Below are 22,655 nucleotides of genomic sequence, written 5' to 3' on the forward strand. Positions count from 1 at the left end.
GGTCCCATTCGATGATGGAAAAGTCCGAGAAGACGCAGCACGAGTGGCTGGAGAAAGTCGGCATCGCCGAGCGGATGATCCCGCTCATCGGGAACCTCTACCGCACCCGCAACGTCGTGACCTCCATCTATGGTCACCGCCTCATCAATCTTTCCGCGATCGACATCATCAAGGCCCACCGCTTCGCGCGCCGCATCAACGATGTCGAGCTGTCACTGGACGCGACGCTGCCCATCCTCGAGCGGCTGCAGGAGTTCGACCTCGGCACCGCCTCGATCGATCTCGGCGAGCTCGCGACCCGATTCGCGGCACAGTCGGAGGACCTCGACACCTTCCTCGCGAATCAGCTCCTCGAGGTCATCGGCACCGGCTCGCCAGACTCCGGCGCTGACGTCGTCCTCTACGGATTCGGTCGCATCGGTCGCCTGCTCGCCCGCATCATCATCTCGCACGCCGGCACCGGGCGTGGTCTGCGCCTCCGGGCCATCGTCGTGCGAAAGGGCAGCGACAACGACCTCGAGAAGCGGGCGAGCCTGCTGCGACGGGACTCCGTGCACGGCGCCTTCGCGGGGTCGATCTCCGTCGACCAGGCCGCCTCGACGATCCAGGCCAACGGCACCGTCATCAAGGTCATCTACTCGAACGACCCAGCCACCGTGGATTACGCCTCGTACGGGATCCGGGATGCCATCGTCGTCGACAACACGGGCCGCTGGCGCGACGCCGAGGGTCTCGCGCAGCACCTCCAGAGCCCCGGCGTGCGCCGGGTGCTCCTGACGGCGCCGGGCAAGGGCAAGCTCAAGAACATCGTCTACGGCATCAACAACGCCGGCATCACGGACGACGACCGCATCCTCTCGGCGGCGTCCTGCACGACCAACGCGATCACGCCCGTCCTCAAGGTCATCGACGAGCGATACGGTGTCGTGCACGGACACGTCGAGACGGTGCACTCGTTCACCAACGACCAGAACCTCATCGACAACTTCCACAAGGGAGACCGCCGCGGACGCGCCGCGGGACTCAACATGGTCATCACGGAGACCGGGGCGGCGAAGGCGGTCGCGAAGGCGCTCCCGCACTTCGAGGGCAAGCTCACCGGCAACGCCATCCGCGTTCCCACGCCGGACGTCTCCATGGCGGTGCTCAACCTGACGCTCGAGCGTCCGACGACTCGCGGCGAGGTGAACGACTTCCTCCGTCAGATCTCGCTCAGCTCCGTGCTCCGTCAGCAGATCGACTACATCGAGTCGAGCGAGGTCGTCTCCACGGACTTCGTGGGCACGACCCGGGCTGGCATCGTCGATGGGCTCGCGACCATCGCCGAGGGCAAGAACCTCGTGCTGTACGTCTGGTACGACAACGAGTTCGGCTACTCCACGCAGGTGGTGCGCATCATCGAGCAGCTGGGTGGCGTGCAGCCCCCGATCGTGCCGCACCGCAAGGAGCTGTCGCAGATCTAGCTCCACGCCGCGTCACGCAGCGAGACGGCCCCGTCCACCGGAAGGTGGACGGGGCCGTCTCAGCGAGCAGGGGCCGGCTACTTCAGCTCTCCGGAGCCCAGCGTGTCGGCGAGCGAGTGCTGCTCCTTGCCGAGGCGCGAGTTGCGGCGGCTGTAGAGGAAGTAGACCGCGAGGCCGATGACGAGCCAGATGGCGAACCGCAGCCAGGTGAGCGTCGACAGGTTGAGCATGAGCCAGAAGCACAGCACTGCCGAGAGGATCGGCAGGAACGGCGACCACGGCATGCGGTACGCCAGCTCACGGTTCGGGTACTTCTTGCGCAGCACGAGGATGGAGAGGCTCACGAGCACAAACGCGGAGAGCGTGCCGATGTTGATCATCTCCTCGAGCCAGTCGACGTTCGTGAGCCCCGCAAGGAGCGCGACCGCGATGCCGACGCCGATCTGCAGGCGGATCGGCGTCTTGCGCTTCTCGCTCGTGATGCTCCACGAGCGTGGGAGCAGCCCGTCGCGGCTCATCGAGAACAGCACTCTGGCGAGGCCCATGAGGAGCACGAGGATGACCGTCGTGAAGCCGAGGAGAATGCTGATCGAGATGATCTGCGCGGCCCAGTCGGCCCCCACGAGCACGAATGCCGTCGCGAGCGAGGGAGTCTCGGAGGCCGCGAGGTCGGTGTAGGAGACCATGCCCGTGATGACGAGGCTCACCGAGAGGTAGAGCACGGTCACGATGGCGAGGCCGAGGAAGATACCGCGGGGCAGGTTCTTCTTGGGGTTCTTGACCTCTTCCGCGCTCGTCGCGACGACGTCGAACCCGATGAACGCGAAGAACACGATGGATGCGCCGGCGAGCAGGCCGAAGACGCCGTACATGCTCGGCTCGGCGCCGGACATGAAGGAGAAGAGCGACTGGTGCCACGCATCCGCTCCCGAGTCCTGCGCGGGCTGCGACGGCGGGATGAACGGCGTGTAGTTCTTCACGTTGACGAAGAAGGCGCCGACGACGATGACGAAGAGGACGGTCGCGACCTTCAGGATCGTCAGGACCGCGCTGACGCGGGAGGAGAGCTTGGTGCCGAGCGCGAGCAGCGTCGTGAGGACGGCGACGATGAAGAACGCGGCCCAGTTCAGCTCGAAGAGCCCGAAGATGCTGAGCTTCGGTGGGATGTCCCAGCCCCAGATGTTGACGACCTCCTGCAGGTACACGCCCCAGTAGCTGGCGATGACGGCGGAGGCGGAGAGCATCTCGAGGATGAGGTCCCAGCCGATGATCCACGCGAGCAGCTCTCCGAGTGTCGCGTACGTGAACGTGTACGCGGAGCCGGCGACGGGCACCGAGGACGCGAACTCGGCGTACGCCATGATCGCGAGACCGCACGTGACCGCCGCCAGGAGGAAGCCGATCGTGATCGAGGGGCCGGCGTTGTTGGCGGCCGCCTTCGCTCCGACGGAGAAGATGCCGGCGCCGACGGCAACGGCGACGCCCATGATGGCGAGGTCCCACACGCCGAGGGAGCGCTTGAGCGACCGTCCCTCGGAGTGCGAGTCCGCAAGTGATGCCTCGATGCTCTTCGTTCGCATCAGGCTTTCGAAAAAGCTCAAGGAGTTCCCCCAGGATTCTTGCAAGCGCGCGTGTGTACGCGCGCGCGAGTGGAGTTTACCTGTTGGAAACACGATGGTCGACGCCCTGATTCGCCGCTTTCGCTGGCGGTCTCACGGGGCACCAGGCATTAGCAGGAAGCAGCGAGGAGGGGTGTCATAGGGTTGCTCGCGAGTGGAGCCGCCGGGTCCACTGGTTTTCGCGAAGGAGGGTCCACATGCCTGACCTCGCCGAGGCGCCGGACGCGCTGCTCGTCGCCCGCGCCAGAGACGGTGACCAGCGCGCGTTCGAGGTGCTCATCCGTCGCCACTGGGGGCTCATGATCGCCACCGCGATCCGTCTGCTCTCATCCCGCGCGGACGCCGAAGATGCGGTGCAGGACGCCTGCATCGTCGCCTGGAAGCGACTCGACCTCCTCCGCGAGCCCAGCGCTGTGCGCGCGTGGCTCGTGCAGATCGCGGCTCGCAAGGCGACCGACCTGCTCAGGAAGAGAAAGTTCGAGCAGGACATCGACGACGTCGAGGCGCCTGCCGCGAAGGATCTCGGGCCGTCGGCGCAGCTCGAGTTGAACGCCAAGCTCGATGCCGCATCCCGAATACTCGGCACGCTTCCTGAGCTCCAGCGTCAGTGCTGGGTCCTCAAGGAGACGGCGGGCTTCACCTACGCCGAGATCGCCGAACAGCTCGAAACGAACACCTCGACGGTGCGAGGGGCCCTGTCGCGGGCCAGGCTCGCGCTGCTGCGTGGAATGGAGGAATGGGCATGAGCGAAGACGACGAACCGACCATCGGCGCTGCGGGGTATACCCTCACGCAGCTCTCCGAGTACCTGGAAGCCGGTCGCGTGCCCTACAACGCCGACATCGAGAGCGACCCGGAGTGCGAGCGAGCGCTCGAAGCCCTCGAACGCGTCACGCGCGCCTCCCACGACCTCATCGAAGCCGAGTCGGCAGCGACACCAGGGCCGAGCGGAGCGTGGCTGCAGTCGATGCTGCGTGGCATCGCGATGGATGCTCGTGCAGGCCGCGAGATTCCGCTCACCTCGGTCGAGCCCGAGTTCGAGTTCTCGCAGAGCGAGGGCGTCGTGCGCGAGATCGTCCGGCGCACGGGGGATGCCATGGACGGCGTCCTGATCGGCCGCTGCGTCCTCGACGGCGACGTGACTGAGCCGGGTGCGCCCGTGCACCTCACGGTCTCTGTCACGGTTCTTGGCTTGAGGCCGCTGCATCCGCTGGCCGACCGCGTTCGGGAGGCGATCGCCGAGGCGCTCGCCGTCCACACGACCCTGCAGGTCACCGGCATCGACATCGTCATCGCCGACGTGAGGAGCGCCGAATGATCGACCGCGAGCGAATCGCCGAAGCCGTCGAGGCGGCGACCATCGGTGCCCCAGGGGTGGTTGAGCTCCTGCCCATCACGAGCATCCATCTGGGATCGCTGCACGTTGAGGTCGGCACGTCGGGCGACGCCACGACCGTCGCCGTCCGGGTGCGCGTCGAGGCGTCTATCCCTCAAGCGCAGATCCTGGAAGGTCTCGCCGAGCGCATCAAGGCGGCTGCGCTCGCCGAGCTTCCGCCCGGATCCGTGGTGCGTGTTCGGATCAGGGTGCACGCGCTCGCGGGTCGAAGCTGAGCCACAGCTTCGCCATAGGAAGGCCATAGCCCCGGGTTGGATGCTCAGTGGTGTCGAAAGGAACCACACATGTCCACCCCCTCCTTCCCGGAAACGAACCCGCAGGACGGCGCCAAGCCGCACCTCGAGTCCTCCGCTCAGCAGCCGTCCTCGTCCTCGCAGTCGCACGCCTTCGCGCCGCAGTACTCCTCCGGCCCGTACCAGCCCGGTCAGTACGCGCCGGCCGGCTACCAGGCGCCCCAGTACCAGGACTATTCCGCGCCCCAGTACTCGACCCCTGACTACGCGGGCGCCGAGTACCCGTCGAACAGCTTCGGTCCGGCGGGTTCGCAGGCGACGGCTCAGGCCCCGAAGCCCCGCAAGCGCCGCTTCGGCACGGTCGCGCTCCTCACCGCGGGCCTCCTTGTCGGCGGCGTCGTCGGTGGAGGCGTTGGCGGAGCCGTCGTCGGCGGCTTCGGCTCATCTCAGGTGGCGGCAGGGTCGTCCAGCTCGCAGTCGATCACGGTCAACAACCCCCAGGACGCGACGCTCGTGACGAGCATCGCCGCGGTGGCCTCCCCGAGCGTCGTCACGATCTCCGCATCCTCCGGTCAGACGGGGGCGAGCGGCTCTGGTGTCGTCGTCGACGGTTCCGGGTACATCGTCACGAACAACCACGTCGCGACGATCGACGGCGCCACCGGCAACGCGGAGCTCTCCGTCCAGACGAGCGACGGCCGCCTGCTGCCGGCGACCCTCGTCGCCGGCGACCCCGTGCTCGATCTCGCGATCATCAAGGTCGAGGACACGTCGCTGACCCCCATCACGTTCGCTGACTCCGACTCGCTCAATGTGGGCGATGTCGCCGTCGCCATCGGGGCTCCGCTCGGTCTCTCCGACTCGGTGACCGAGGGCGTCGTGAGCGCCCTCGACCGTGGCATCCTCGTCAGCTCCTCCGCGGTCCCGGAGGAGGTCCAGTCTGACGGCACCCAGGAAGAAAGCCCGTACAACTTCTGGCGCGGCGACCCGAACTCGTCCGAGGGGCAGACGAGCACCCAGGGCTCGTCCTCCGTCGCTCTCCCGGTCATCCAGACCGATGCCGCCATCAACCCGGGCAATTCCGGTGGCGCGCTGGTCAACCAGGACGGTGCCCTCATCGGCATCAACGTGGCGATCGCTGGCGCCGGCAGCAGCAGTGGCGCGTCCGGCAACATCGGCGTCGGCTTCTCGCTGCCATCGAACCTCGTGAAGCGGGTGGCGGAGCAGCTCATCTCGAGCGGCGCCGTCTCGCACGGGTTCCTCGGAGCGAGCGTCAGCGACCCGACGGCGGCGGACTCGAGTGTGGCGGGGGCCTACGTGACGCAGCTCACCGCAGGAGGCCCAGCGGCGCAGGCCGGCATCCAGGCGGGTGACGTGATCACCTCGTTCGGTGGACATCGCGTCTCCAGCTCGACGGACCTGACGGCCCAGATCCGTGCCCTCGAGCCGGGAACGCAGGTCGAAGCCGTGCTGATGCGCGGCGGCCAGGAGCAGACGGTCCGGGTCACGGTGGGCGAGCTCGGGCAGTAACGGCAAGAACGGCGACGCCTCCTTTCGGCGCCAGCGGGCACGCACCTATCCTTGGTGCGTGCCCGCTTCTGTGCTGACTGTCGCCGCCATCTGCTTCGAGGATTCCGAGGGGCAGGTGCTCACGGTCCGCAAACGCGGGACGACGAAGTTCATGCTCCCCGGTGGGAAGCTCGAACCGGGGGAGTCGCCGAAGGCGGCGGCTCTTCGCGAGATCGAGGAAGAGGTGGGGATCGTGCTCGACGACGCCGACGTGACGCTCCTCGGGGAGTGGAGGACCGCGGCCGCGAACGAGGCGGCGACCGGCCTGATCGGCACGGTGTACCTGGCTGAGCTGACCGGGACGCCACGGGCTCGCGCCGAGATCGCGGAGCTGCGCTGGGTGGACGCGTACCCGTCGCCGGGAGCCGACCTGGCCGACCTCGCGCCGTTGCTCAGTGAGTGCGTCATGCCCGAGCTTCGGAGGCGCCGCGACGCGCGTGGCTGAGCGCTTCCCGAACCGCTAGAACATTCTCCGATATATCGCTTGACAGCGACTCTTCTCCGATATATCGTCGAGCTATCGGAGTTGCAAGGTGCAGCTCCGGCAGAAAGGTTCACCATGCGCAAGCACTTCACCCACAACCACCACCCGTTCGACGCAGACCGAGGCCGCTCCCACGAACAGGGCCGAGGGTTCGGCCATGAGGCCGCACAGGACGAGCGCGTCCGTCGCTTCTCGCACGGATTCGGCCCGGGACGAGGATTCGGTCCCGGATTCGGGCCTGGGGCCGGCCACGGTCCAGGCTTCGGCCCGAAGTTCGGCCCACGCGGCCACCGCCGTGCAGGCAAGGGCGACGTCCGCGCCGCCATCCTCTCTCTCCTCGCGGAAGGCCCCTCCAACGGCTACGGCCTCATCAAGGGCATCGCAGAGAAGACCGACGGCGTCTGGCGCCCAAGCCCCGGCTCCGTCTACCCGACGCTGCAGCAGCTCGTCGACGAAGACCTCATCGAGCAGGGCGGCACTGAGAAGAAGCCGGTCTTCGAGCTCAGCGAATCGGGCCGCACCTACGTGGCCGAGCACGCCGAGGAACTCGAGCAGGGCTGGCGAGGCGTCGCCGGGATGTCAGAGTCCGCGAGCAGCCTTCGCGAATCGGCCATGCAGTTCATGGGCGTCATGCAGCAGTTCCGGCTCGGTGCGAGCGAGGAGCAGCAGCAGGAAGCCACCAAGGTCCTTGACGACGCCCGCAAGGCGCTCTACACGATCCTCGCCAAGTAGCGGCGCGGATGCCGACGGCCAAGAGCGCCCACCCGCGGCGCCGGAGGGCGAAGGTCAGGAGCGGTCGCGCTGCTTGGACTCGCGTCGCTCCTGGATCTTCGCCTCGCGCGCCAGCTTCCGCAGCTCCTTCTCGAGGTCGTCGAAGCGATCTCCGCGTTCCGGGTCGTCCTCTGGCGAGTTCGGCAGCTGCATCCGCGGACTGCCCTTCGACCACGGGTCGAGCAGCTCGTGCTCGATGTGCGACGAGATCTCGGTCCACGCATCGGCTCGTGCCTGCTCGATCAGCCCGTCGATGAACGCGTCGTCCTCGCGATCCGCTTCGATGCGCTCGCTCACCGCCTGCGAGGCCCGCTCGCGGAAGCTCAGCGTCTCGATGTCCGCGTGCCGGTAGTCGTGGGCGCTCAGCGACCTGCCTGGTCGCGCGCGGTCCCGAACCCCGGCCACGCGCTCAGCCGAGTACCGCAGCTCCTTGAGGACCCGGTCGAGCGAGGCGTTCGCCGCCTCGCGATAGTCGGCGGCAGCGAACGGCACCTTCTCGCCGACGGTCCGCTTGATGATCGAGTTCTTCACGTCGAGACGCACGATGCGCATCGCCAGCAGCAGGCCATCGTCGATGGCCTCCGAGAGCTCAGGGAAGATGACCGGCGGCAGTCCGGTCTTCTTCTTGGGCTTCGTCTGCTGACTCGTGGAAGCTGTCCGTGCTTTGCGGCGCCAGCGGAACATCATCCCTGGCCCTTGGGAGCCTGAGACTCCTGGTGCGGGAGTCCAGCCGCGCCGAGCTTCGTGGCTCCGCGGGAGCGGGCTCGCTGCTCCTCGAGAGCTTCCAGGAACTCCGCCTCCCAGGCCACATCGACGTCGATGCCCTGTCGCCTGGCTTCCTCGACGCTCAGCTCACGCGGGAAGCCGTGCGTGTCGGAGAGCAGGAACACGTCGGCGCCGGTGAGGGTCGACCCCTTGTACGCAGCGAGCGCCTTGAGGCCGCCCTTGAGCGTGCGCCGGAACGAGCGCTCTTCCTTGACGAGCACCGCGACGACTTCGTCTCGGCGCTCGCGCACCTCCGGGTAGTCATCCACGTAGAGGTCGGCGATCGTCGGCACGAGCTCCGCGAAGAAGTTCTCGGAGATACCGAGGATGAGGGCCTCTCGGATCGCGCGACGCACGAGGCGGCGCATGACGTACCCCTGCTCCTTGTTCGACGGCACGACTCCGTCAACCGCCAGGAACGTCGCCCCGCGCAGGTGGTCGGCGATGATGCGCATCGAGAGCGTGTGCTCTTCGTAGCTCTTGCCGCTCAGCTGCTCGATCTGCTCGACGATCGGGCGCAGGAGCGAGATCCGGAAAACGTCGGGGGAGTGGATCGCTGCCGCGGCGATGCGCTCGAGTCCACCGCCGAAGTCGACGTTGCGTCGTTCGAGCTCGACGAAGGAGCCGTCTTCGACGCGCCGGTACTGCATGAAGACCTGGTTGCCGATCTCCATGAACTGGCCGCTGTCGCTCGCCGGGTGCGCGCGACCGTACGAGGGGTCGTGATTCTCAGGTCCGAAGTCGTAGAAGACCTCGCTGTCGGGGCCGCAAGGGTCTCCGATGGGGGTCGCCTCGAGCGATCCGCCACGTGACCACCAGTTCTCGCTGCCGTCGTAGAAGAAGATGCGCTCGCCAGGGTTGACGCCGCGGGCGTCGCCGTCCGCCTGGCTCCCCATCTCGACGATGCCGGCTTCGATCCCGCGCTCCGCGAAGGCGGCCTGCCAGATGCGGGCGGCCTCGTCGTCCCGCGGGATGCCCGCGGCCTCGTCGCCGATGAACGCGGTCACGTAGAGACGGTTCGGGTCGATGCCGACCTCGTCGACGAGGAACGACAGGAATGCGGGGATCTGCTCCGCCTTGAAGTAGTCGCCGAGGCTCCAGTTGCCGAGCATCTCGAAGAACGTCGTGTGGCGGTTGTCGCCGACGTCCTCGATGTCCTGCGCGCGCACGCAGGGCTGGCTGTCGGTGAGGCGCGTTCCGGCTGGGTGGTCTTCGCCGAGAAGGTAGGGCAGAAGGGCCTGCATACCGCTCCCGGTGAAGAGCGTCGACCCGTCCCCGCGGGGGATCAGCGGGGCTCTGTCGATCCTGACGTGCCCGAGTCGCTCCTGGTAGTCGAGGTAGGCATTGCGAATCTCATGCGCGTCCATGTGGAGAGTGTTTCACAACTCCGGATGTCGTATCGTGATCTCGCCGAACGTGGGGGCGTTCAGGCACTCGGAGACGAGTGCTCGAGTGAGGTTCAGGGGAGTCGTCTGTGCAGGAGATCGCGCAATTGTGGACCGGTGCGACGGGGCTGTCGACCGCGCACGTCGCCGACGGGTGCGTGCGGGCCGGGGTGGCGGTGCGCTGCGGGCCCGCCGCGGTGAGGTGCGTGTCGGAGGATGCGCCGCGACTCGCGGGGCGCTGCCTTCTCGTTCGCCACTTCGGCAGCGTCGACGTCCTCCTCGAGGCCATGGATCGGGCGCACCCCGGCGACGTGCTGGTCGTCGACAACCAGGGCCGCACCGACGAGAGCTGCGTCGGCGGCCTCATCGTGCTCGAGGCGAAGGCGGCGGGGCTCGCGGGCATCGTCATCTGGGGACTGCACCGGGACACGCGCGAGGTCCGTCGCGCGGGTCTTCCGGTGTTCAGTCTGGGCTCGCTGTCGGCGGGGCCCGCGCGCCTCGACGAGCGTCGGCGCAGCACGTTCTCGTCCGCGGAATTCGGGGAGCACACCGTGCGCACGCGCGACGTCGTCTTCGGTGACGAGGACGGGGTCGTCTTCGTGCCTGGAGATCGGGCCAACGAGGTGCTCATGCACGCCCTGCAGCTCAGGGACGCCGAGCGCTCGCGAGCCACGAGCATCCGCTTCGGCACGACTCTCCGCCAGCAGGTGCAGTTCTCCGCCTACCAGCGGGCGCGCCGGACCGAGCCGGAGCTCACGCTGGACGAGCATCTCGCCCGGACCGGCGACGCCGGTAGCGTGTGAGCTCTCGTAGCTTCCTCGGCGACCGCCTCGCTGAGACCTAGGCGACCGTCTCGCTCAGGCGAAACGTCGCGGAGGTCGACTCCTCGCTCAGCTGCCACAGGCGCTCGGCCCGCTCACGGTCGCGCTGCGTGGTCGGCTTGTCCAGCTTCACAGGGGCACCGCGCACGGTGCGCGCCGGTCCGAGGTAGTCGCCGCCGGCGACCGTGTCGCTCGTCAGTGCGTGCACGGCGATGGCCGCAGCCCGATGCTTGCCGTGAGCGAATGGCCCGGCGAGGCGCGACGCGAAGCGCTGCCAGGCGGTCGGCTCGTTCACGCCCGTGCGCACCGGGGTTGCCCCGTTGACGGGAATGCCCGGGTCGATGACCAGCGCCTCCGCGGGTGCGCCGGCTGCTCGCAGGCGACGATCGAGCTCGAACGTGAACATCTCGAGCGCGTGCTTCGACGCGGCGTACGCGCGGCGCGGCTCGTACAGGTGCGTGCTCTGCCAATCCTCGAGATCGAACGGGTAGATGCGGGTCGCGAGGCTGCCGACGGCCACCACCCGGCTGATCTCCGTCGCATCGCCGTGGGCTGCGGGCTTCGGGGCGACCAGCGCATCCATGAGCTGAGCCGTGAACTCGAAATGGCCAAGGTGGTTGGTCGACATCGTGAGCTCGCGACCGGCGGCATCGTGCTCGCGCTGCGTTCCTGGAGCCATGTGCGCGGCGTTCAGCAGCACCCCGTCGAGGCGCTCGCGGGAGCTCAGCGAAGCGGCCGCGCCCGCGATGGACTCGCTCGACGTGAGGTCGAGGACGATGCGGCTCGTGCTCGCATCCGGCACCTGCTCGGTGATGGAGATCAGGGCCGTATTGAGTTTCTCGATGCTGCGCCCGAGCAGCACTACGTGGTGGCCGCGGCGTGCGAGCTCTTCCGCGGCGAAGTAGCCGACACCCTGCGTGGCACCGGTGATGGCGAAGGTCTTCATCGTCACACTCCTTCAAGCCTCGAACGTTTCGAGACTCAGAGTACAACGCTTCGATTGCTGAAATATTTCCGTGGCGTAAGGTACTGAATATGGATTCGCTGGAACGGGCGATGCGTGCCGTCTACGAAACCGCGCAGAGCACCAATGTGGCTGCTGAGCGGGAACTCGAAGCGCTCGGGCTCACCTTCCCGACCGCGCAGGCGCTCTGGGCGATCGATCCGGACGCGCAGCCCCCCGCGATGAAAGAGCTCGCGACCAAGCTGCACTGCAACGCCTCGAACCTCACCTTCGTCTCCGACCGCCTCGTCGACCGCGGCCTCGTCGAGCGCCGGGAGAGCGAGCACGACCGACGCTCGCGGGTGCTGACGCTGACCACCGAGGGCAAGCGGGTGCGGAAGCTCGCGATCGCAGCGCTCAAGCGCGCATCGCCCCTCGCCGGCTGCAGCAGCACCGAGCTGAAGGCCATCGCGAAGAGCCTGACCTCCCACGACGCGTGACCACTTCCTCAGCCCCCGAGCGGGGGATCGACTGATGGAGACGTGGACCGCCGCCTCCGTCGACGAACTCGTGTGCGTCGAGCTCCCACGCAGCTCTCGCCTGCTCGCCCTGGCCATGGGGGCCGCGAACGTCATCATGCAGCTCTCCAACCCCGCCGTCGGGCAGGGGGTCGCGCACAGCCGCGTCACCAGTGGGCGCCTCGACGTGCACCCCATCAAGCGCACCAGGACGACCCTGAGCTACCTCGCCGTGGCCGTCCTCGGCACCGTGGAGGAGCGCCGCGCGTACCGCAGGGCGGTCACGCGGCAGCACGCGAAGGTGCGCTCCGACCGTGACCCGCGAGCCACCGAGGAGTACTCGGCCCTCCGCGTCGATCTGCAGCGCTGGGTCGCGGCATGCCTGTTCGTGGGCTCCCGCGACGTACTCGAGCTCGTCGAAGGACCACAGGCCGGCGCATCCGCAGAGCGCTTCCTGCTCGAAGGGCGCGTCTTCGGGACCACCCTGCAGATGCCGCCGAGCGCGTGGCCGGACAGCACCGCCGCTTTCGAGGAGTACTGGCGCGGCGAGCTCACGAAGCTGCGCATCGACGACGAGGTGCGCAGCTACCTGCTCGACATCGCCAGGCTCGAATTCGCCGCGGCGGTGCTCCCAGAGCGGATGCGGGCCTGGCATCAGCGGCTCACGGTCGGCTTCCTGCCGCCCGAGTTCCGGCGCGCGCTCCGCGTCAGGTGGACGCCGGCGGACGAGGCCTGGTTCCGGCGGCAGCGCGCCGTCTTCGTGCGAATCGAGCGAGTGCTCCCGCTCGCCGCCTCCGGCCTCGTGTACCGGCTGCTGCTGGCCGACGTGCGCTGGCGCATCCGCCGCGACCGCCCGCTGGTGTGACGGACGCGGGCACCGTCGCCGTGCCCACGCTCGCCCCGCGAGCTCGCGTGCGAGACCCAGGGCGCGCACAGTCTCCCGACGCGTGAACGTAACGTGACGTCCACACTCCCGTAGCAGGGCCCGTCCAGGCTCACAGCATGACCACCCGCGTAGACCCGTTCATCGGCACAGAGCCCACCGCGCTGCCGACGCAGACGGGCCTCGCCGCGACCTGGTGGTGGCCGAAGCCGCAGATCGGCAACACCCATCCGGGTGCCACCTACCCACTCGGGATGGTCTCGGCCTGCGCCTACTCTGGCGCCTACCCGACCGGCTACGGCCGCTACGACCTCAGCCTCGAGGGCATCCCCGAGACGATCTACGACGGCACGCTCGCCTCGGGATTCACGCACTTCCAGCAATCGGGCACCGGGGCGATCCGGAAGTACTACAACTACTTCCGCGTCACGCCCATGATCGAGCCGCTCGACGTGCTCGGGCGCACCTGGTCGCTTGACGACGAGGACGCCTCACCCGGCTACTACGCGGCGACGCTCGGCAATGGCATCCGCGCCGAGATCACCGTGGGTCCCAAGAGCGCCGTGCACCGATACACGTTCCCGAAGCACTCGAGCGCCAGGGTCGTCGTCGACTTCTCGCTCGGCGGCCTCGCCATCCCCTACGGAGCCACGGTCCCGCTGCGGGCCCACCTGGAGACCGTCAGGCCCGGCGTCGCGACGGGAGAGATCGTGGCAGAGGGCGCCCCGCTCGCCGTGCACATCGAATGCGACACCCCCCAGTGGCGCCAGATGCTGTGGCACGATCGGCGCCTCATGCCCGGCGGCACGCGGCTCGACTTCGACCACATCCGCCCCACGACCCTGCGGCCCTTCGGCCTCATGTGGGCGGGCCCGAGCGAGGAGGGCCAGGTCATCGAGGTGCGCATCGGCTTCTCCCTGCGCGGGGTCGAGCAGGCCGAGCAGAACCTCAGGGACGACTGCGGCGACGGGGAGGGCAGGTTCTCGGACCGACTCGCCGACACCGGGCGCGCCTGGCAGGAGCTGCTCGATGAGGTCCAGGTCGAGACGGGCTCTACCGAGCGCGAGACGGTCTTCTCGACGGCCATGTACCACTCGTTCGTCAAGCCCTCCTTCGCGCTCAACGAGAGCCCCTTCTGGCCAAGCGACGGACCCTTCGTCTTCGACCTGTCCACGATGTGGGACATCTACCGCACCCAGCTTCCCCTGCTCACCGCGCTGCGCCCGGACAAGGCCGTCGAGCTCGCCAACGCGCTCCTCACCATCTGCGAGGAGGAAGGCAACTTCCCGATCGGCTACCGCATGGCCAAGGGCAGCGATCGCTTCTCCCGGCAGGGCAGCGCGCTCGCGCACACCTTCCTCGCCGACCTCTGCCAGCTCGGGCTGCCTGGCATCGACTGGGACTGGGCGCTCGTGCACATGGCCGATGACCTGCGGCGCACGTACGGCGAGGAGTTCCTGCTGCGCGGCGTCGCGCATCCCATCACGCACACCCTCGACCTCGCGTTCGGCTACTGGTGCACGGCCCGCGTCGCGGCCCGAGTCGGCGACCTCCAGCTCGTCCAGCAGCTCGAGAAGCGCGCAGGGCAGTGGCGGGGCGCGTTCGACCCGGCCACGGGCCTGCTCGTCGACTCCAACTTCTACGAGGGCTCCAAGCACAACTACTCGTTCCGGATCCTCCACGACATGGCAGGGCGGATGCAGCTGAGCGGCGGGCCGGAGGGTTTCGTCGCGCAACTCGACGAGTTCTTCGGCTACGGCGCCCAGCCCGTCGTGCAGCCCGGCCGATCACCCGGCATCGCGGAGCTCGCGGCCGGCTACGCCCTCGGACGCTTCGAAGGCCTCAACAACGAACCGGACATGGAGGCGCCGTGGGCGTACCACTACGCCGGACGCCCGGACCGGACCGCGGAGATCGTGCACGCCATCATCACCCAGCAGTACGCGACGGGCCGAGGCGGCCTGCCAGGCAACGACGACTCGGGCGGCCTCAGCTCCTGGTACGTCTGGGCCTCGCTCGGGCTGTTCCCCGTGGCGGGACAGGCGAGCTTCCTCATCAACGCGCCCGCCTTCGCCGAGTCGTCGCTCGCGGTCTACGGGGAGCGCTTCCGCATCACGACGACAGGGTTCCGCGAACCCGCGCACAGCGGCCCAGTGCAGTACGTGCAGAGCGCCCACCTCGACGGCAGGCCGCTCAGCAGGAGCTGGCTGTCGCCGAGCGAGCTCATGGCGGCGCAGGAGCTGCACCTGGAGCTCGGGCCCGAGCCGAGCGACTGGGGCACCCGCGAACAGGACCTGCCGTCGTCGTTCCCAGCCCCAGCATCCGCCCCACCAGCCGCACCCACCTCACCCGCAGCATCCATCCCCGCCACCCCACCCCTCGTCGACGGCCAGCCGACGACACCAAACCCGGGAGGACCCTCATGAACAAGATCCAGAACCGCCTCGTGATCGTCGTCCGCGCCGATCCAGTCATCTGCGGGCACTCCGTCGAGGCCCGCAACCTGGCGGAGGCCGCACGCCTGCGCGGCTTCGACGAGGTGCGCATCGTCACCTGGCCAATCGAGCGCCTGCAAGCGGCAGGGCTGCCGCTCAAGCCCCTCGAGACGGTCATGCCCTACAGCGACGGCATCTTCGTCGACCGCCCCGCGCCCGTCGGCGACTACAAGGTACCGGACGGCCGCTACCTCGCTGGGATCGTCGGCCGCCTCGTCGAGCTCTTCACGGACGGGGTGCCGACCGTCTGCATGTCGCTCTACCTCAGCCCCCACACGCTCGCCGTGGCGGAGGCGCTCACCGTCGCCCGTTCGACGGGCCTGCCCGTCAACGTCACGACCATCGCCGAGGCCGTCGGCTCCGACGTCACCAACGTCGTCAAGCACGCCGTCGAGGACGGCCGCCTCGGCGCGGCAGCTCACATCCTCTCCGCCTACCTGTCCCAGGACGTGTGCGTCGCCGTCTCCGAGTACACGCGCGATCTCATCGTCGGGGAGGCCGCCAAGGTGGACGCGCAGCACGGCACCCGCTACGCCCCCCAGTGCCAGGAGCGCATCGACATCTCCTACCCGGCCATCGACTCGAGCGCGTACGTCGACCTCGCTGACGACGACATCACCGCCGCCGTGGAGGCTCGCGGACTCAAGCGCGACGGCTACGTCATGTTCCTGTCGAGGCTGACAGAGGCGAAGGGCGTCGAGGATCTCATCGCGGGCTTCGAGCAGTCCCGCGTCGCCGACGACCCCGAGATCCAGCTCGTCATCGCGGGACGAGGGCCGCAGGCCGAGGAGCTGAAGGCGATCGGTGCCGCGTCTCCGCTGGCCGACCGCATCCACTTCCTCGAGGACGTGGGCGACGCCGAGAAGCCCTTCCTGATGGCTGGATGCGCGGCGTTCGTGCTGCCCACGAAGCCGCGCCCCGAGTTCATCGAGACCTTCGGCATCGCGCTCGCCGAGAAGATGCTCGCAGGCGGCGGGCCGGTCATCACGACCGTCACCGGCGGCGTCGGGGAGGCCGTGGGGGACCACGCGCTCATCGTGCCCGTCAACAGCCCATCGTCGATCGCGGACGCGCTCAACACGGCGGTCCTCGAGACGAGCGCCGCCGAGCGGCGGCTGCTTGCCGTCCAGGCGCGCGACTACGCGCTCCAGTTCGACCGGCTGGCGGTCTTCGACAAGCTCTTCGACCGGCTGCCTCGAGTCGCGATGGCGGCCTGACCCGCGCGGCACGAGAGTGCCTGCTCGAGTGTCTGTCCAACTTCAGTGCAATTCCGGGGGCTCGCGCCATCGCGAGGTCGATTGGGCCGAATATTGCACCGAAGTTGGACAGGCTGGTGGGTGCCCGCGTCCGCGAGACGGGGCGTCGGCCAAACGGGGCGGCTCAGGCTGCGAGGAGGGCGTCGAGCTTCTCGTACCCCTCTCGTACGCCGTGCTCCATGCCGCTCGCGACGAGCCCGTCGCGCATCTCGAACGACTCGAGCAGACTCGTGCTCGTCACCCGAGTGCGGCCGCCCTCGAGCGCCTCGAACACGATGGTCTCGAGGAGCACGCCGTCCGGAATCATCTCGAAGGTCTGCGTCTGCACGATGCGCTCGTTCTCCCGGACCTCGTGGAACGAGCCGTAGAAGGTCGCGATCTCCTCGCCGTCCTTGAGGTTCACCCACCGGTACGCGCCTCCTGTGGTCGCGTTCCAGTGGTCGATATTCGTCGAGACCTCGTGCGGGCCGACCCACTTCGTGAAGAGGTCAGGGTCGACGAACGCGCGGAACACGCGTTCCGGGGTGGCCTCGAACTCGCGGACGACGGAGACGTTCGGCACGTCTTCGCCAACCGTGACGGCGGTGTCGTTGGCTGATGTGGTGCTCATAATGTGGTTCCTTTCGCTGTTTCTGGGTCTGGTGCTGGGCGCTGCGTGGCGTCGTCCGGCAGGGTCTCGAGCAGCGCGTCGAGTCGGCGAAACCGCGCCTCTGCGGCTGCCTGGTAGCGCTCGATCCACGCGGTCATGAGGCTGAGGACCTCCGCTTCGAGGTGCCGGGGTGCGCGGACCGCGCTGCTCGTGCGGGTGACGAGGCCCGAGTCCTCTAGGACGCGGAGGTGCTTCGAGATCGCCTGCACGGAAACGTCGTAGGGGGCTGCGAGCTCTCCGACGGTCGCGTCGCCGCTGGCGAGCCTCGCGACGATGTCGCGTCTCGTCGGGTCGGCGAGCGCCGCGAAGACGGGGGAGAGCGCGTCGGTGGTCATAGCTCCTCGACTGGGTTCGTCAACCGTGTGGTTGATGAACCCAGTCTGCGACGCGCGGGAGCACTTGTCAACCTTTCGGTTGATGAACCTCAGGCTCGAAGGAGCTGGCGAGCCGCCTCGAGTGCGTCGCGTGCGGCATCGCCATCGACGCGCGCGATCGTCAGGGCGCCGACGACGGCCGCGGTCACGAGTGTGGCCGTGCCCTCAGTGAGGTCGAGCGCGCGGGTGCCCCGCGAGATCGCACGCTCGAGCGTCGCTCGGTAGTCGGTGATCGAGGCGCGAATCTCCCGGTCTTCGGAGAGTGAGCTGGAGGCCGTCGCGAGCAGGAGGCAGCCGCGGACGTCGTTGCGATGCTCCTGGGTCGCTACGGCATCTGAGAGGCGAGCCAGGTAGTCGTCGAGCGCGGATGCGGGTGTCGGATCCGCGAGCAGTGGCGCGAGCAGCGGGTGTACGACGTCGTCCAGGTAGCTCTGCACGGAGGCGTCGAAGAGGCCGCGCTTGCTGCCGAAGGTGTTGTAGATGCTCGATCTGCTCAGGCCGGTAGCGGCCTCGATGTCGCTCGTCGACGCGGAGTCGTAGCCCTGGCGCCAGAAGAGGGCGCGTGCGCCGGCGATGACGTCCTGGCGGTCGAAGCTCATCGTGCGTGCCATGTGGCCTCCGATACTGTAACGTTCGTTGCAGAATACACCGATCCTGGAGCTGACATGCTTATCGCCGCCCTCGTCTTCGCCGCCCTTGCGGCGCTTGTCCACGTCTACATCTTCATCCTCGAGTCGGTCCGCTGGACGGCGGAGTCGACGAGGAAGACGTTCGGCATCCCCTCCCTCGAGGTCGCCGAGACGACCAGGTCCATGGCCTACAACCAGGGCTTCTACAACCTCTTCCTCGCGATCATCGCCGGCCTCGGCGTCATCCTCGCGATCGCAGGGCAGAGCGTGATCGGCGCGACGCTGATCTTCGCCGGAGCGGGCTCCATGCTGCTCGCCGCGCTTGTCCTCGTCACGAGCGACCGCACGAAGCTGCGCGCCGGCACCGTCCAGGGGAGCTTCCCGCTGCTCGCCGTGGTGCTGCTCTGCATCGCAGCTGCCACGGGAGCGCTCGCCGCCTGAGTCGAGCTGGGCTGACGGGCAAGACGAGCGGGTACGCTCGATCCATGCAGGAAGCGTCCCCAGCACAGCAGGCCACGATCGCCGTCATCACGGTCTCGGATCGGTCTTCGCGGGGCGAGCGCGAGGACCTCTCGGGTCCAGCGGCGCTCGAGGCGCTCGCCCGGCACGGCTACACGGCGGTGACGCTCAGCGTCGTCCCCGACGGAGCCACGGTCGTCCGTGACGCCATCGCCCACGCGGCGGACTCGGACGCGCACATCATCCTCACCCTCGGCGGCACGGGCCTCTCGCCCCGCGACGAGACCCCAGAGGCCACCTGGCCCCTCATCACCCGCGAGCTTCCCGGCATCGCCGAAGCGCTGCGAGCGACAGCCCGCGACCGGGTCCCGACGGCCGTGCTGTCGCGCGGGCTCGCGGGCATCATCGACCGACCGGGGCGCGGAGCGCCGAGCCTCGTCGTCAATCTCGCCGGCTCACCGGGCGCCGCACGGGACGGCGTCGCGCTGCTGGCCCCGCTCATCCCGCACATCCTGGACCAGCTCCGAGGCGGAGATCACACTCCGTGAGTGCCAGCCCCCTCGCCCGAGTCACGAGCGACGAGCTGCTCCTCGCCGAGCACCTCGCCGCCGTCGAGGATCCCCACGCGGGCGCCGTCGTGACCTTCGTCGGCCAGATCCGAGACCACGACCCCGAGGCGAGCGGACGAGTCGTCTCACTCGACTACACCGCGCATCCCGACGCCGAGCACGTCCTCGAGAGCCTCGTCGCGCACCACGCCCGTGACGGCGTGCGGGTCGCCGTGAGCCACCGTATCGGACACCTCCGAGTGGGCGACATCGCCCTCATCGCCTGCGTCGCCAGCGCGCACCGCGGCGACGCCTACGAGGTGAGCCGGGCCCTCGTCGAGGCGGTCAAGGCCGAGGTGCCGATCTGGAAGCAGCAGCACGAAGCCGACGGCGCGACCTCCTGGGTGGGTCTGCCATGACCGGCGTCCCTGTCACGATCGCACGCCGCCCGAGGCTCGTGGAGCCGCAGCTCGAGCCTGCGCCCGGCGACCCGATCGTCGACAAGCACGGCCGGGTGCACCGCGACCTCCGCATCTCCCTCACCGACAAGTGCTCGCTGCGGTGCACGTACTGCATGCCGGCCGATGGCGTCGAATGGCTTGCCAAGGCGAGCATCCTCTCCACCGAGCAGATCGTGCGCATCGCCCGGATCGCGGCAGCCTCCGGCATCACCACGTTCCGGCTGACCGGAGGCGAGCCGCTCCTGCGTCCGGACGTCGTGGAAGTCGTGCGGCGCATCTCCGAGCTCCGGGGTCCGGATGGCCCCGTCCAGGTCGCGATGACCACCAACGGCATCCGCCTCCCGCAGATGCTCCCCGACCTCATCGACGCCGGCCTCGACAGGCTCAACATCTCCATCGACACGATCAGACGCGAGCGCTTCACTGCGCTCACCAGGCGAGACAAGCTCGACGAGGTGCTCATCGGCATCCGCGCCGCCCAGAATTCCTCCCTGCGCCCCCTCAAGCTCAACGCCGTCGCGATGCGGGGCGTGAACGACGACGAGATCGTCGAACTCGTGGAGTTCGCCATGGAGCACGACGCGCAGCTGCGCTTCATCGAGCAGATGCCGCTCGACGCCGGACACACCTGGGACCGCGCGCAGATGGTGACGCGCGAGGAGATCCTCGAGTCGCTCGGCGCGAGGTTCACGCTCGAGCCCGTGCCCGGCCGCGGCGGCGCCCCCGCCGAACGGTGGACGCTCGACGGCGGCCCGCACACGGTCGGCGTCATCGCCTCCGTCACGGCGCCCTTCTGCGGCAACTGCGATCGCCTGCGCCTCACCGCCGACGGTCAGCTGCGCAACTGCCTGTTCTCGACGAGCGAGTACGACCTCATGCCGATCCTCCGAGCCGAGGCCGCCAACGCAGGCGACGGTGATGCAGCGGCCGACACCGCGGCGAGCGCCGCAGCCACGGATCTCGCGATCGACGGCCTGCTGCGCTCGTGCATCCACAACAAGCTGCCCGGGCACGCCATCAACGACCCGAGCTTCCTGCAGCCAGCTCGTGGGATGAACGCCATCGGCGGCTGACGACCCGGCGTCGCTTCAGCCTCCCGCGAAGGGCGGCAGCACGTCGACGGATGCGCCCGGCGAGATCGGTGCGTCGGCGTCGGAGGTCCGCACTCCGTCGATCAGGAACGAGCACCGGGACAGCACCTCTGCGATGTGGGCGTCGCCCGAGGGGTTGAGCGTGCGGACGAGCGCGGCCACCGTCGCCGCTTCGATCGTGAAGTCGCTGCCACCGACAGCCTCCGCCGCTCCGGCGAAGACGCGGACGCGGCTCGGGGCGCTCACGACTCCTGCTCCCAGGAGAGCGCTCGAGCCGTCACGAGCTCAGCGAGTCGGCTGAGGGCTTCGGGGGAGTCGGCCGCGGAGCTCTGGCGGCCGAGGGCGAGCCCGAGCGCGAAGGTCGTGAGCGGTGCCGCTGGCCTGGCGACGTTGTGCGCGACATCCTTCGCGACGTCGAGGAGCGCGGCGATGTCGATCTCGTCGTCGATCTCGAGCACGCGCTTGGCCTCGGCGAGCCAGGCGTCGAGTGCTTCCGGTGGCAGGTGCTTGGGAGTCTCGGTCATGGTCTCTGGGCCTTTCCGTGAGCGGTGATGGTCTGCTGTGCAGCGCGGGCATGCTCGGCTGCGCCGTCGACCGAGTCGACCGAGTCGGCCGAGCCGGCCGAGTCGGCCGTGCCGGCAGCGTCGAAAGCTCCGATCGCCGCGTCGGCGCGTGCGGCCGCGAGCTGCTCTGGGGTATCGATGTCGGCGCTGGCGCCGCGCCGGTCAGGCACTCGGGTCAGCGTGAGGGACTCCAGAACGTGGCGGAGGGCCAGCCCGTGCACACCGGACGCTGCGGCCGCATGCTCGAGGGCGCGCTTGAGCGCCGTCGTGCGGTAGATGCCGGCAAGCCACTGCGGGCGTCCATCGCTATCGACGACCACGAATCCGTCGGGGCCGCCCACGGGTACGCCATATGCCGAGGCAGCCCCCACTGCCGAGGCAGGCGGGGAGCCGTCCCCGTCAATGTCAGATTCACTGTCAGATTCACCGTCGGACGCCGCCGGGCCGCGGCCGCTCGCCTCCGTGAGCAGCTCGACGAGCGCAGGAGCTCGGGGCAGGTCGCAGGCGAGCAGGAGCAGCCACGGCGCCGACACGCTGGGGAGGGCGGCCGCGAGGCCAGCTGCGGGGCCGCCGAACGCGGGGTCCTCGCGGATCAGCTCGGCGGGCGCCTGCACGGCGACCGCACCGACCACGATGGTGCGGCTGGCGCCGGCGTCGTGAGCCGCGCCGAGCGCCACGTCGATGAGGCGCCTGCCCCCGACCTCGAGATCGCCCTTGCTGACGCCACCGAGACGGGAGCCGCGGCCACCCGCGAGGATGACCGCATCGAGACCCGGGGTCGGGCGGCGGCTGCGCGGCGGCGGCGCTACTGCTCGCGCTTCCACGGCCCCGACTTCCCGCCCGTCTTCGCGATGAGCTTGATGTCTCCGATCGTGACCGACTTGTCGATGCCCTTGACCATGTCGACCAGCGCGAGCGCTGCTACTGAGACGGCAGTGAAGGCCTCCATCTCGACGCCGGTGCGGTCGGCGGTGCGCACCGTCGCCGTGATGAGCACGCCGTCGCCTCGCAGCTCGAGATCGACGGTGGCGCCGTGCACGCCGATGATGTGGGCGAGCGGCAGGAGTTCAGCGCACTTCTTCGCGCCCTGGATGCCGGCGATGCGCGCTACGGCGAACGCGTCTCCCTTCGGCACTGCATCGTTGGTGAGGGCCTCGAGCACGTCGGCGCCGCAGTAGACCATGCCGGATGCCGTCGCGGCCCGCACTGTCGGCTGCTTCTCGGTGACGTCGACCATCCGTGCGTGGCCGGCTGCGTCGAGGTGCGTGAAGTTCGTCATG

The 22,655-nt window shown here is 68.9% G+C and carries 27 protein-coding genes; 16 read left to right on the top strand and 11 right to left on the bottom strand.

The window, feature by feature from the left end; genetic code table 11:
- Nucleotides 1–11: 11 nt before the first annotated feature.
- On the top strand, nucleotides 12–1,463 hold the full coding sequence (locus ITJ67_RS09405) for a glyceraldehyde-3-phosphate dehydrogenase (protein WP_160073970.1): 1,452 nt from the start codon (nucleotides 12–14) through the stop codon (nucleotides 1,461–1,463).
- A gap of 77 nt (nucleotides 1,464–1,540) precedes the next feature.
- Here ITJ67_RS09405 and ITJ67_RS09410 read toward each other — a convergent pair whose 3' ends face one another.
- Entirely contained in the window at nucleotides 1,541–3,043 is a 1,503-nt protein-coding gene (locus ITJ67_RS09410) for an APC family permease (RefSeq protein WP_160073972.1), read from the bottom strand.
- Between the two features lie 236 nt (nucleotides 3,044–3,279).
- On the opposite strand from ITJ67_RS09410, the gene ITJ67_RS09415 reads away from it, so the two are divergent.
- From ITJ67_RS09415 to ITJ67_RS09440, 6 genes are all read left to right on the top strand, one after another.
- On the top strand, nucleotides 3,280–3,828 hold the full coding sequence (locus ITJ67_RS09415; RefSeq protein WP_160073974.1) for an RNA polymerase sigma factor: 549 nt from the start codon (nucleotides 3,280–3,282) through the stop codon (nucleotides 3,826–3,828).
- A complete protein-coding gene (locus ITJ67_RS09420; protein ID WP_194677446.1) occupies nucleotides 3,825–4,400 on the top strand; it encodes a hypothetical protein in 576 nt (191 codons plus the stop codon). Before ITJ67_RS09415 ends, ITJ67_RS09420 begins: the two co-directional genes overlap by 4 nt.
- On the top strand, nucleotides 4,397–4,693 hold the full coding sequence (locus tag ITJ67_RS09425; protein ID WP_160073978.1) for a hypothetical protein: 297 nt from the start codon (nucleotides 4,397–4,399) through the stop codon (nucleotides 4,691–4,693). The genes ITJ67_RS09420 and ITJ67_RS09425 overlap by 4 nt, the downstream gene beginning before the upstream one ends.
- Nucleotides 4,694–4,762: 69 nt before the next feature.
- Complete coding sequence (locus tag ITJ67_RS09430; protein WP_194677447.1) at nucleotides 4,763–6,241, top strand: S1C family serine protease; 1,479 nt, start codon at nucleotides 4,763–4,765, stop codon at nucleotides 6,239–6,241.
- Nucleotides 6,242–6,299: 58 nt separating this feature from the next.
- Nucleotides 6,300–6,725: an NUDIX hydrolase gene (locus ITJ67_RS09435; protein WP_201297722.1), complete on the top strand. Its 426-nt coding sequence runs from the start codon at nucleotides 6,300–6,302 to the stop codon at nucleotides 6,723–6,725.
- 114 nt (nucleotides 6,726–6,839) lie between these two features.
- Nucleotides 6,840–7,496 carry a PadR family transcriptional regulator gene (locus ITJ67_RS09440; protein WP_160073982.1) on the top strand — a complete coding sequence of 219 codons (657 nt, stop codon included), beginning with the start codon at nucleotides 6,840–6,842 and terminating at the stop codon, nucleotides 7,494–7,496.
- 54 nt (nucleotides 7,497–7,550) lie between these two features.
- Here the strand turns inward: ITJ67_RS09440 and ITJ67_RS09445 are convergent, their stop codons facing one another.
- Together ITJ67_RS09445 and ITJ67_RS09450 are read right to left on the bottom strand one after the other, a co-directional pair.
- Nucleotides 7,551–8,222: a hypothetical protein gene (locus tag ITJ67_RS09445; RefSeq protein ID WP_160073984.1), complete on the bottom strand. Its 672-nt coding sequence runs from the start codon at nucleotides 8,220–8,222 to the stop codon at nucleotides 7,551–7,553.
- A complete protein-coding gene (locus ITJ67_RS09450) occupies nucleotides 8,219–9,667 on the bottom strand; it encodes an alanine--tRNA ligase-related protein (RefSeq protein WP_160073986.1) in 1,449 nt (482 codons plus the stop codon). Before ITJ67_RS09450 ends, ITJ67_RS09445 begins: the two co-directional genes overlap by 4 nt.
- 107 nt (nucleotides 9,668–9,774) lie before the next feature.
- On the opposite strand from ITJ67_RS09450, the gene ITJ67_RS09455 reads away from it, so the two are divergent.
- The gene (locus ITJ67_RS09455; protein WP_323741434.1) at nucleotides 9,775–10,488 is read left to right on the top strand and encodes an RraA family protein; all 714 of its coding nucleotides are present in this window, start codon (nucleotides 9,775–9,777) and stop codon (nucleotides 10,486–10,488) included.
- Nucleotides 10,489–10,525: 37 nt separating this feature from the next.
- Here ITJ67_RS09455 and ITJ67_RS09460 read toward each other — a convergent pair whose 3' ends face one another.
- Entirely contained in the window at nucleotides 10,526–11,452 is a 927-nt protein-coding gene (locus ITJ67_RS09460; RefSeq protein ID WP_194677448.1) for an SDR family NAD(P)-dependent oxidoreductase, read from the bottom strand.
- 89 nt (nucleotides 11,453–11,541) lie between these two features.
- On the opposite strand from ITJ67_RS09460, the gene ITJ67_RS09465 reads away from it, so the two are divergent.
- From ITJ67_RS09465 to ITJ67_RS09480, 4 genes are all read left to right on the top strand, one after another.
- The gene (locus tag ITJ67_RS09465; RefSeq protein WP_104242245.1) at nucleotides 11,542–11,949 is read left to right on the top strand and encodes a MarR family winged helix-turn-helix transcriptional regulator; all 408 of its coding nucleotides are present in this window, start codon (nucleotides 11,542–11,544) and stop codon (nucleotides 11,947–11,949) included.
- 34 nt (nucleotides 11,950–11,983) lie between these two features.
- Nucleotides 11,984–12,832: an oxygenase MpaB family protein gene (locus ITJ67_RS09470; protein ID WP_194677449.1), complete on the top strand. Its 849-nt coding sequence runs from the start codon at nucleotides 11,984–11,986 to the stop codon at nucleotides 12,830–12,832.
- Nucleotides 12,833–12,969: 137 nt separating this feature from the next.
- Nucleotides 12,970–15,276 (top strand): glycoside hydrolase domain-containing protein, encoded by a 2,307-nt coding sequence (locus ITJ67_RS09475; protein ID WP_194677450.1) that lies wholly within the window; start codon nucleotides 12,970–12,972, stop codon nucleotides 15,274–15,276.
- Nucleotides 15,273–16,562 carry a glycosyltransferase gene (locus ITJ67_RS09480; protein WP_194677451.1) on the top strand — a complete coding sequence of 430 codons (1,290 nt, stop codon included), beginning with the start codon at nucleotides 15,273–15,275 and terminating at the stop codon, nucleotides 16,560–16,562. Before ITJ67_RS09475 ends, ITJ67_RS09480 begins: the two co-directional genes overlap by 4 nt.
- A gap of 163 nt (nucleotides 16,563–16,725) precedes the next feature.
- On the opposite strand, the gene ITJ67_RS09485 is transcribed toward ITJ67_RS09480, so the two are convergent.
- The 3 genes from ITJ67_RS09485 to ITJ67_RS09495 all read right to left on the bottom strand — a co-directional run bounded on the left by ITJ67_RS09485 (nucleotide 16,726) and on the right by ITJ67_RS09495 (nucleotide 18,235).
- Entirely contained in the window at nucleotides 16,726–17,211 is a 486-nt protein-coding gene (locus ITJ67_RS09485; protein ID WP_160073996.1) for an SRPBCC family protein, read from the bottom strand.
- Nucleotides 17,208–17,585, bottom strand: a complete 378-nt coding sequence (locus tag ITJ67_RS09490; protein ID WP_160073998.1) for an ArsR/SmtB family transcription factor — start codon at nucleotides 17,583–17,585, stop codon at nucleotides 17,208–17,210. The genes ITJ67_RS09485 and ITJ67_RS09490 overlap by 4 nt, the downstream gene beginning before the upstream one ends.
- 89 nt (nucleotides 17,586–17,674) lie before the next feature.
- On the bottom strand, nucleotides 17,675–18,235 hold the full coding sequence (locus tag ITJ67_RS09495) for a TetR/AcrR family transcriptional regulator (protein ID WP_194677452.1): 561 nt from the start codon (nucleotides 18,233–18,235) through the stop codon (nucleotides 17,675–17,677).
- A gap of 54 nt (nucleotides 18,236–18,289) precedes the next feature.
- On the opposite strand from ITJ67_RS09495, the gene ITJ67_RS09500 reads away from it, so the two are divergent.
- The 4 genes from ITJ67_RS09500 to moaA are packed head-to-tail and all read left to right on the top strand — an operon-like array spanning nucleotide 18,290 to nucleotide 20,794.
- Nucleotides 18,290–18,694, top strand: coding sequence for a DUF1304 domain-containing protein (locus ITJ67_RS09500; protein ID WP_160074002.1), 405 nt, complete (start codon nucleotides 18,290–18,292; stop codon nucleotides 18,692–18,694).
- Nucleotides 18,695–18,738: 44 nt separating this feature from the next.
- On the top strand, nucleotides 18,739–19,260 hold the full coding sequence (locus ITJ67_RS09505) for a MogA/MoaB family molybdenum cofactor biosynthesis protein (protein WP_160074004.1): 522 nt from the start codon (nucleotides 18,739–18,741) through the stop codon (nucleotides 19,258–19,260).
- On the top strand, nucleotides 19,257–19,679 hold the full coding sequence (locus ITJ67_RS09510) for a molybdenum cofactor biosynthesis protein MoaE (protein WP_160074006.1): 423 nt from the start codon (nucleotides 19,257–19,259) through the stop codon (nucleotides 19,677–19,679). Before ITJ67_RS09505 ends, ITJ67_RS09510 begins: the two co-directional genes overlap by 4 nt.
- A complete protein-coding gene (gene moaA / locus ITJ67_RS09515) occupies nucleotides 19,676–20,794 on the top strand; it encodes a GTP 3',8-cyclase MoaA (protein WP_194677453.1) in 1,119 nt (372 codons plus the stop codon). The genes ITJ67_RS09510 and moaA overlap by 4 nt, the downstream gene beginning before the upstream one ends.
- 15 nt (nucleotides 20,795–20,809) lie before the next feature.
- On the opposite strand, the gene ITJ67_RS09520 is transcribed toward moaA, so the two are convergent.
- From ITJ67_RS09520 to moaC, 4 genes are read right to left on the bottom strand one after another with little or no spacing between them, the layout of a single operon-like run.
- Nucleotides 20,810–21,058 carry a MoaD/ThiS family protein gene (locus ITJ67_RS09520; protein ID WP_160074010.1) on the bottom strand — a complete coding sequence of 83 codons (249 nt, stop codon included), beginning with the start codon at nucleotides 21,056–21,058 and terminating at the stop codon, nucleotides 20,810–20,812.
- Nucleotides 21,055–21,336, bottom strand: a complete 282-nt coding sequence (locus ITJ67_RS09525; protein WP_160074012.1) for a DUF6457 domain-containing protein — start codon at nucleotides 21,334–21,336, stop codon at nucleotides 21,055–21,057. The genes ITJ67_RS09520 and ITJ67_RS09525 overlap by 4 nt, the downstream gene beginning before the upstream one ends.
- Complete coding sequence (gene mobA / locus ITJ67_RS09530) at nucleotides 21,333–22,199, bottom strand: molybdenum cofactor guanylyltransferase (RefSeq protein ID WP_194677454.1); 867 nt, start codon at nucleotides 22,197–22,199, stop codon at nucleotides 21,333–21,335. Before mobA ends, ITJ67_RS09525 begins: the two co-directional genes overlap by 4 nt.
- Nucleotides 22,181–22,654 (bottom strand): cyclic pyranopterin monophosphate synthase MoaC, encoded by a 474-nt coding sequence (gene moaC, locus ITJ67_RS09535; protein WP_104331413.1) that lies wholly within the window; start codon nucleotides 22,652–22,654, stop codon nucleotides 22,181–22,183. The genes mobA and moaC overlap by 19 nt, the downstream gene beginning before the upstream one ends.
- Nucleotide 22,655 lies beyond the last annotated feature (1 nt).

It is taken from the genome of Pseudoclavibacter sp. VKM Ac-2867, from assembly GCF_015351275.1.
In the GTDB taxonomy this organism is placed as follows: domain Bacteria; phylum Actinomycetota; class Actinomycetes; order Actinomycetales; family Microbacteriaceae; genus Pseudoclavibacter.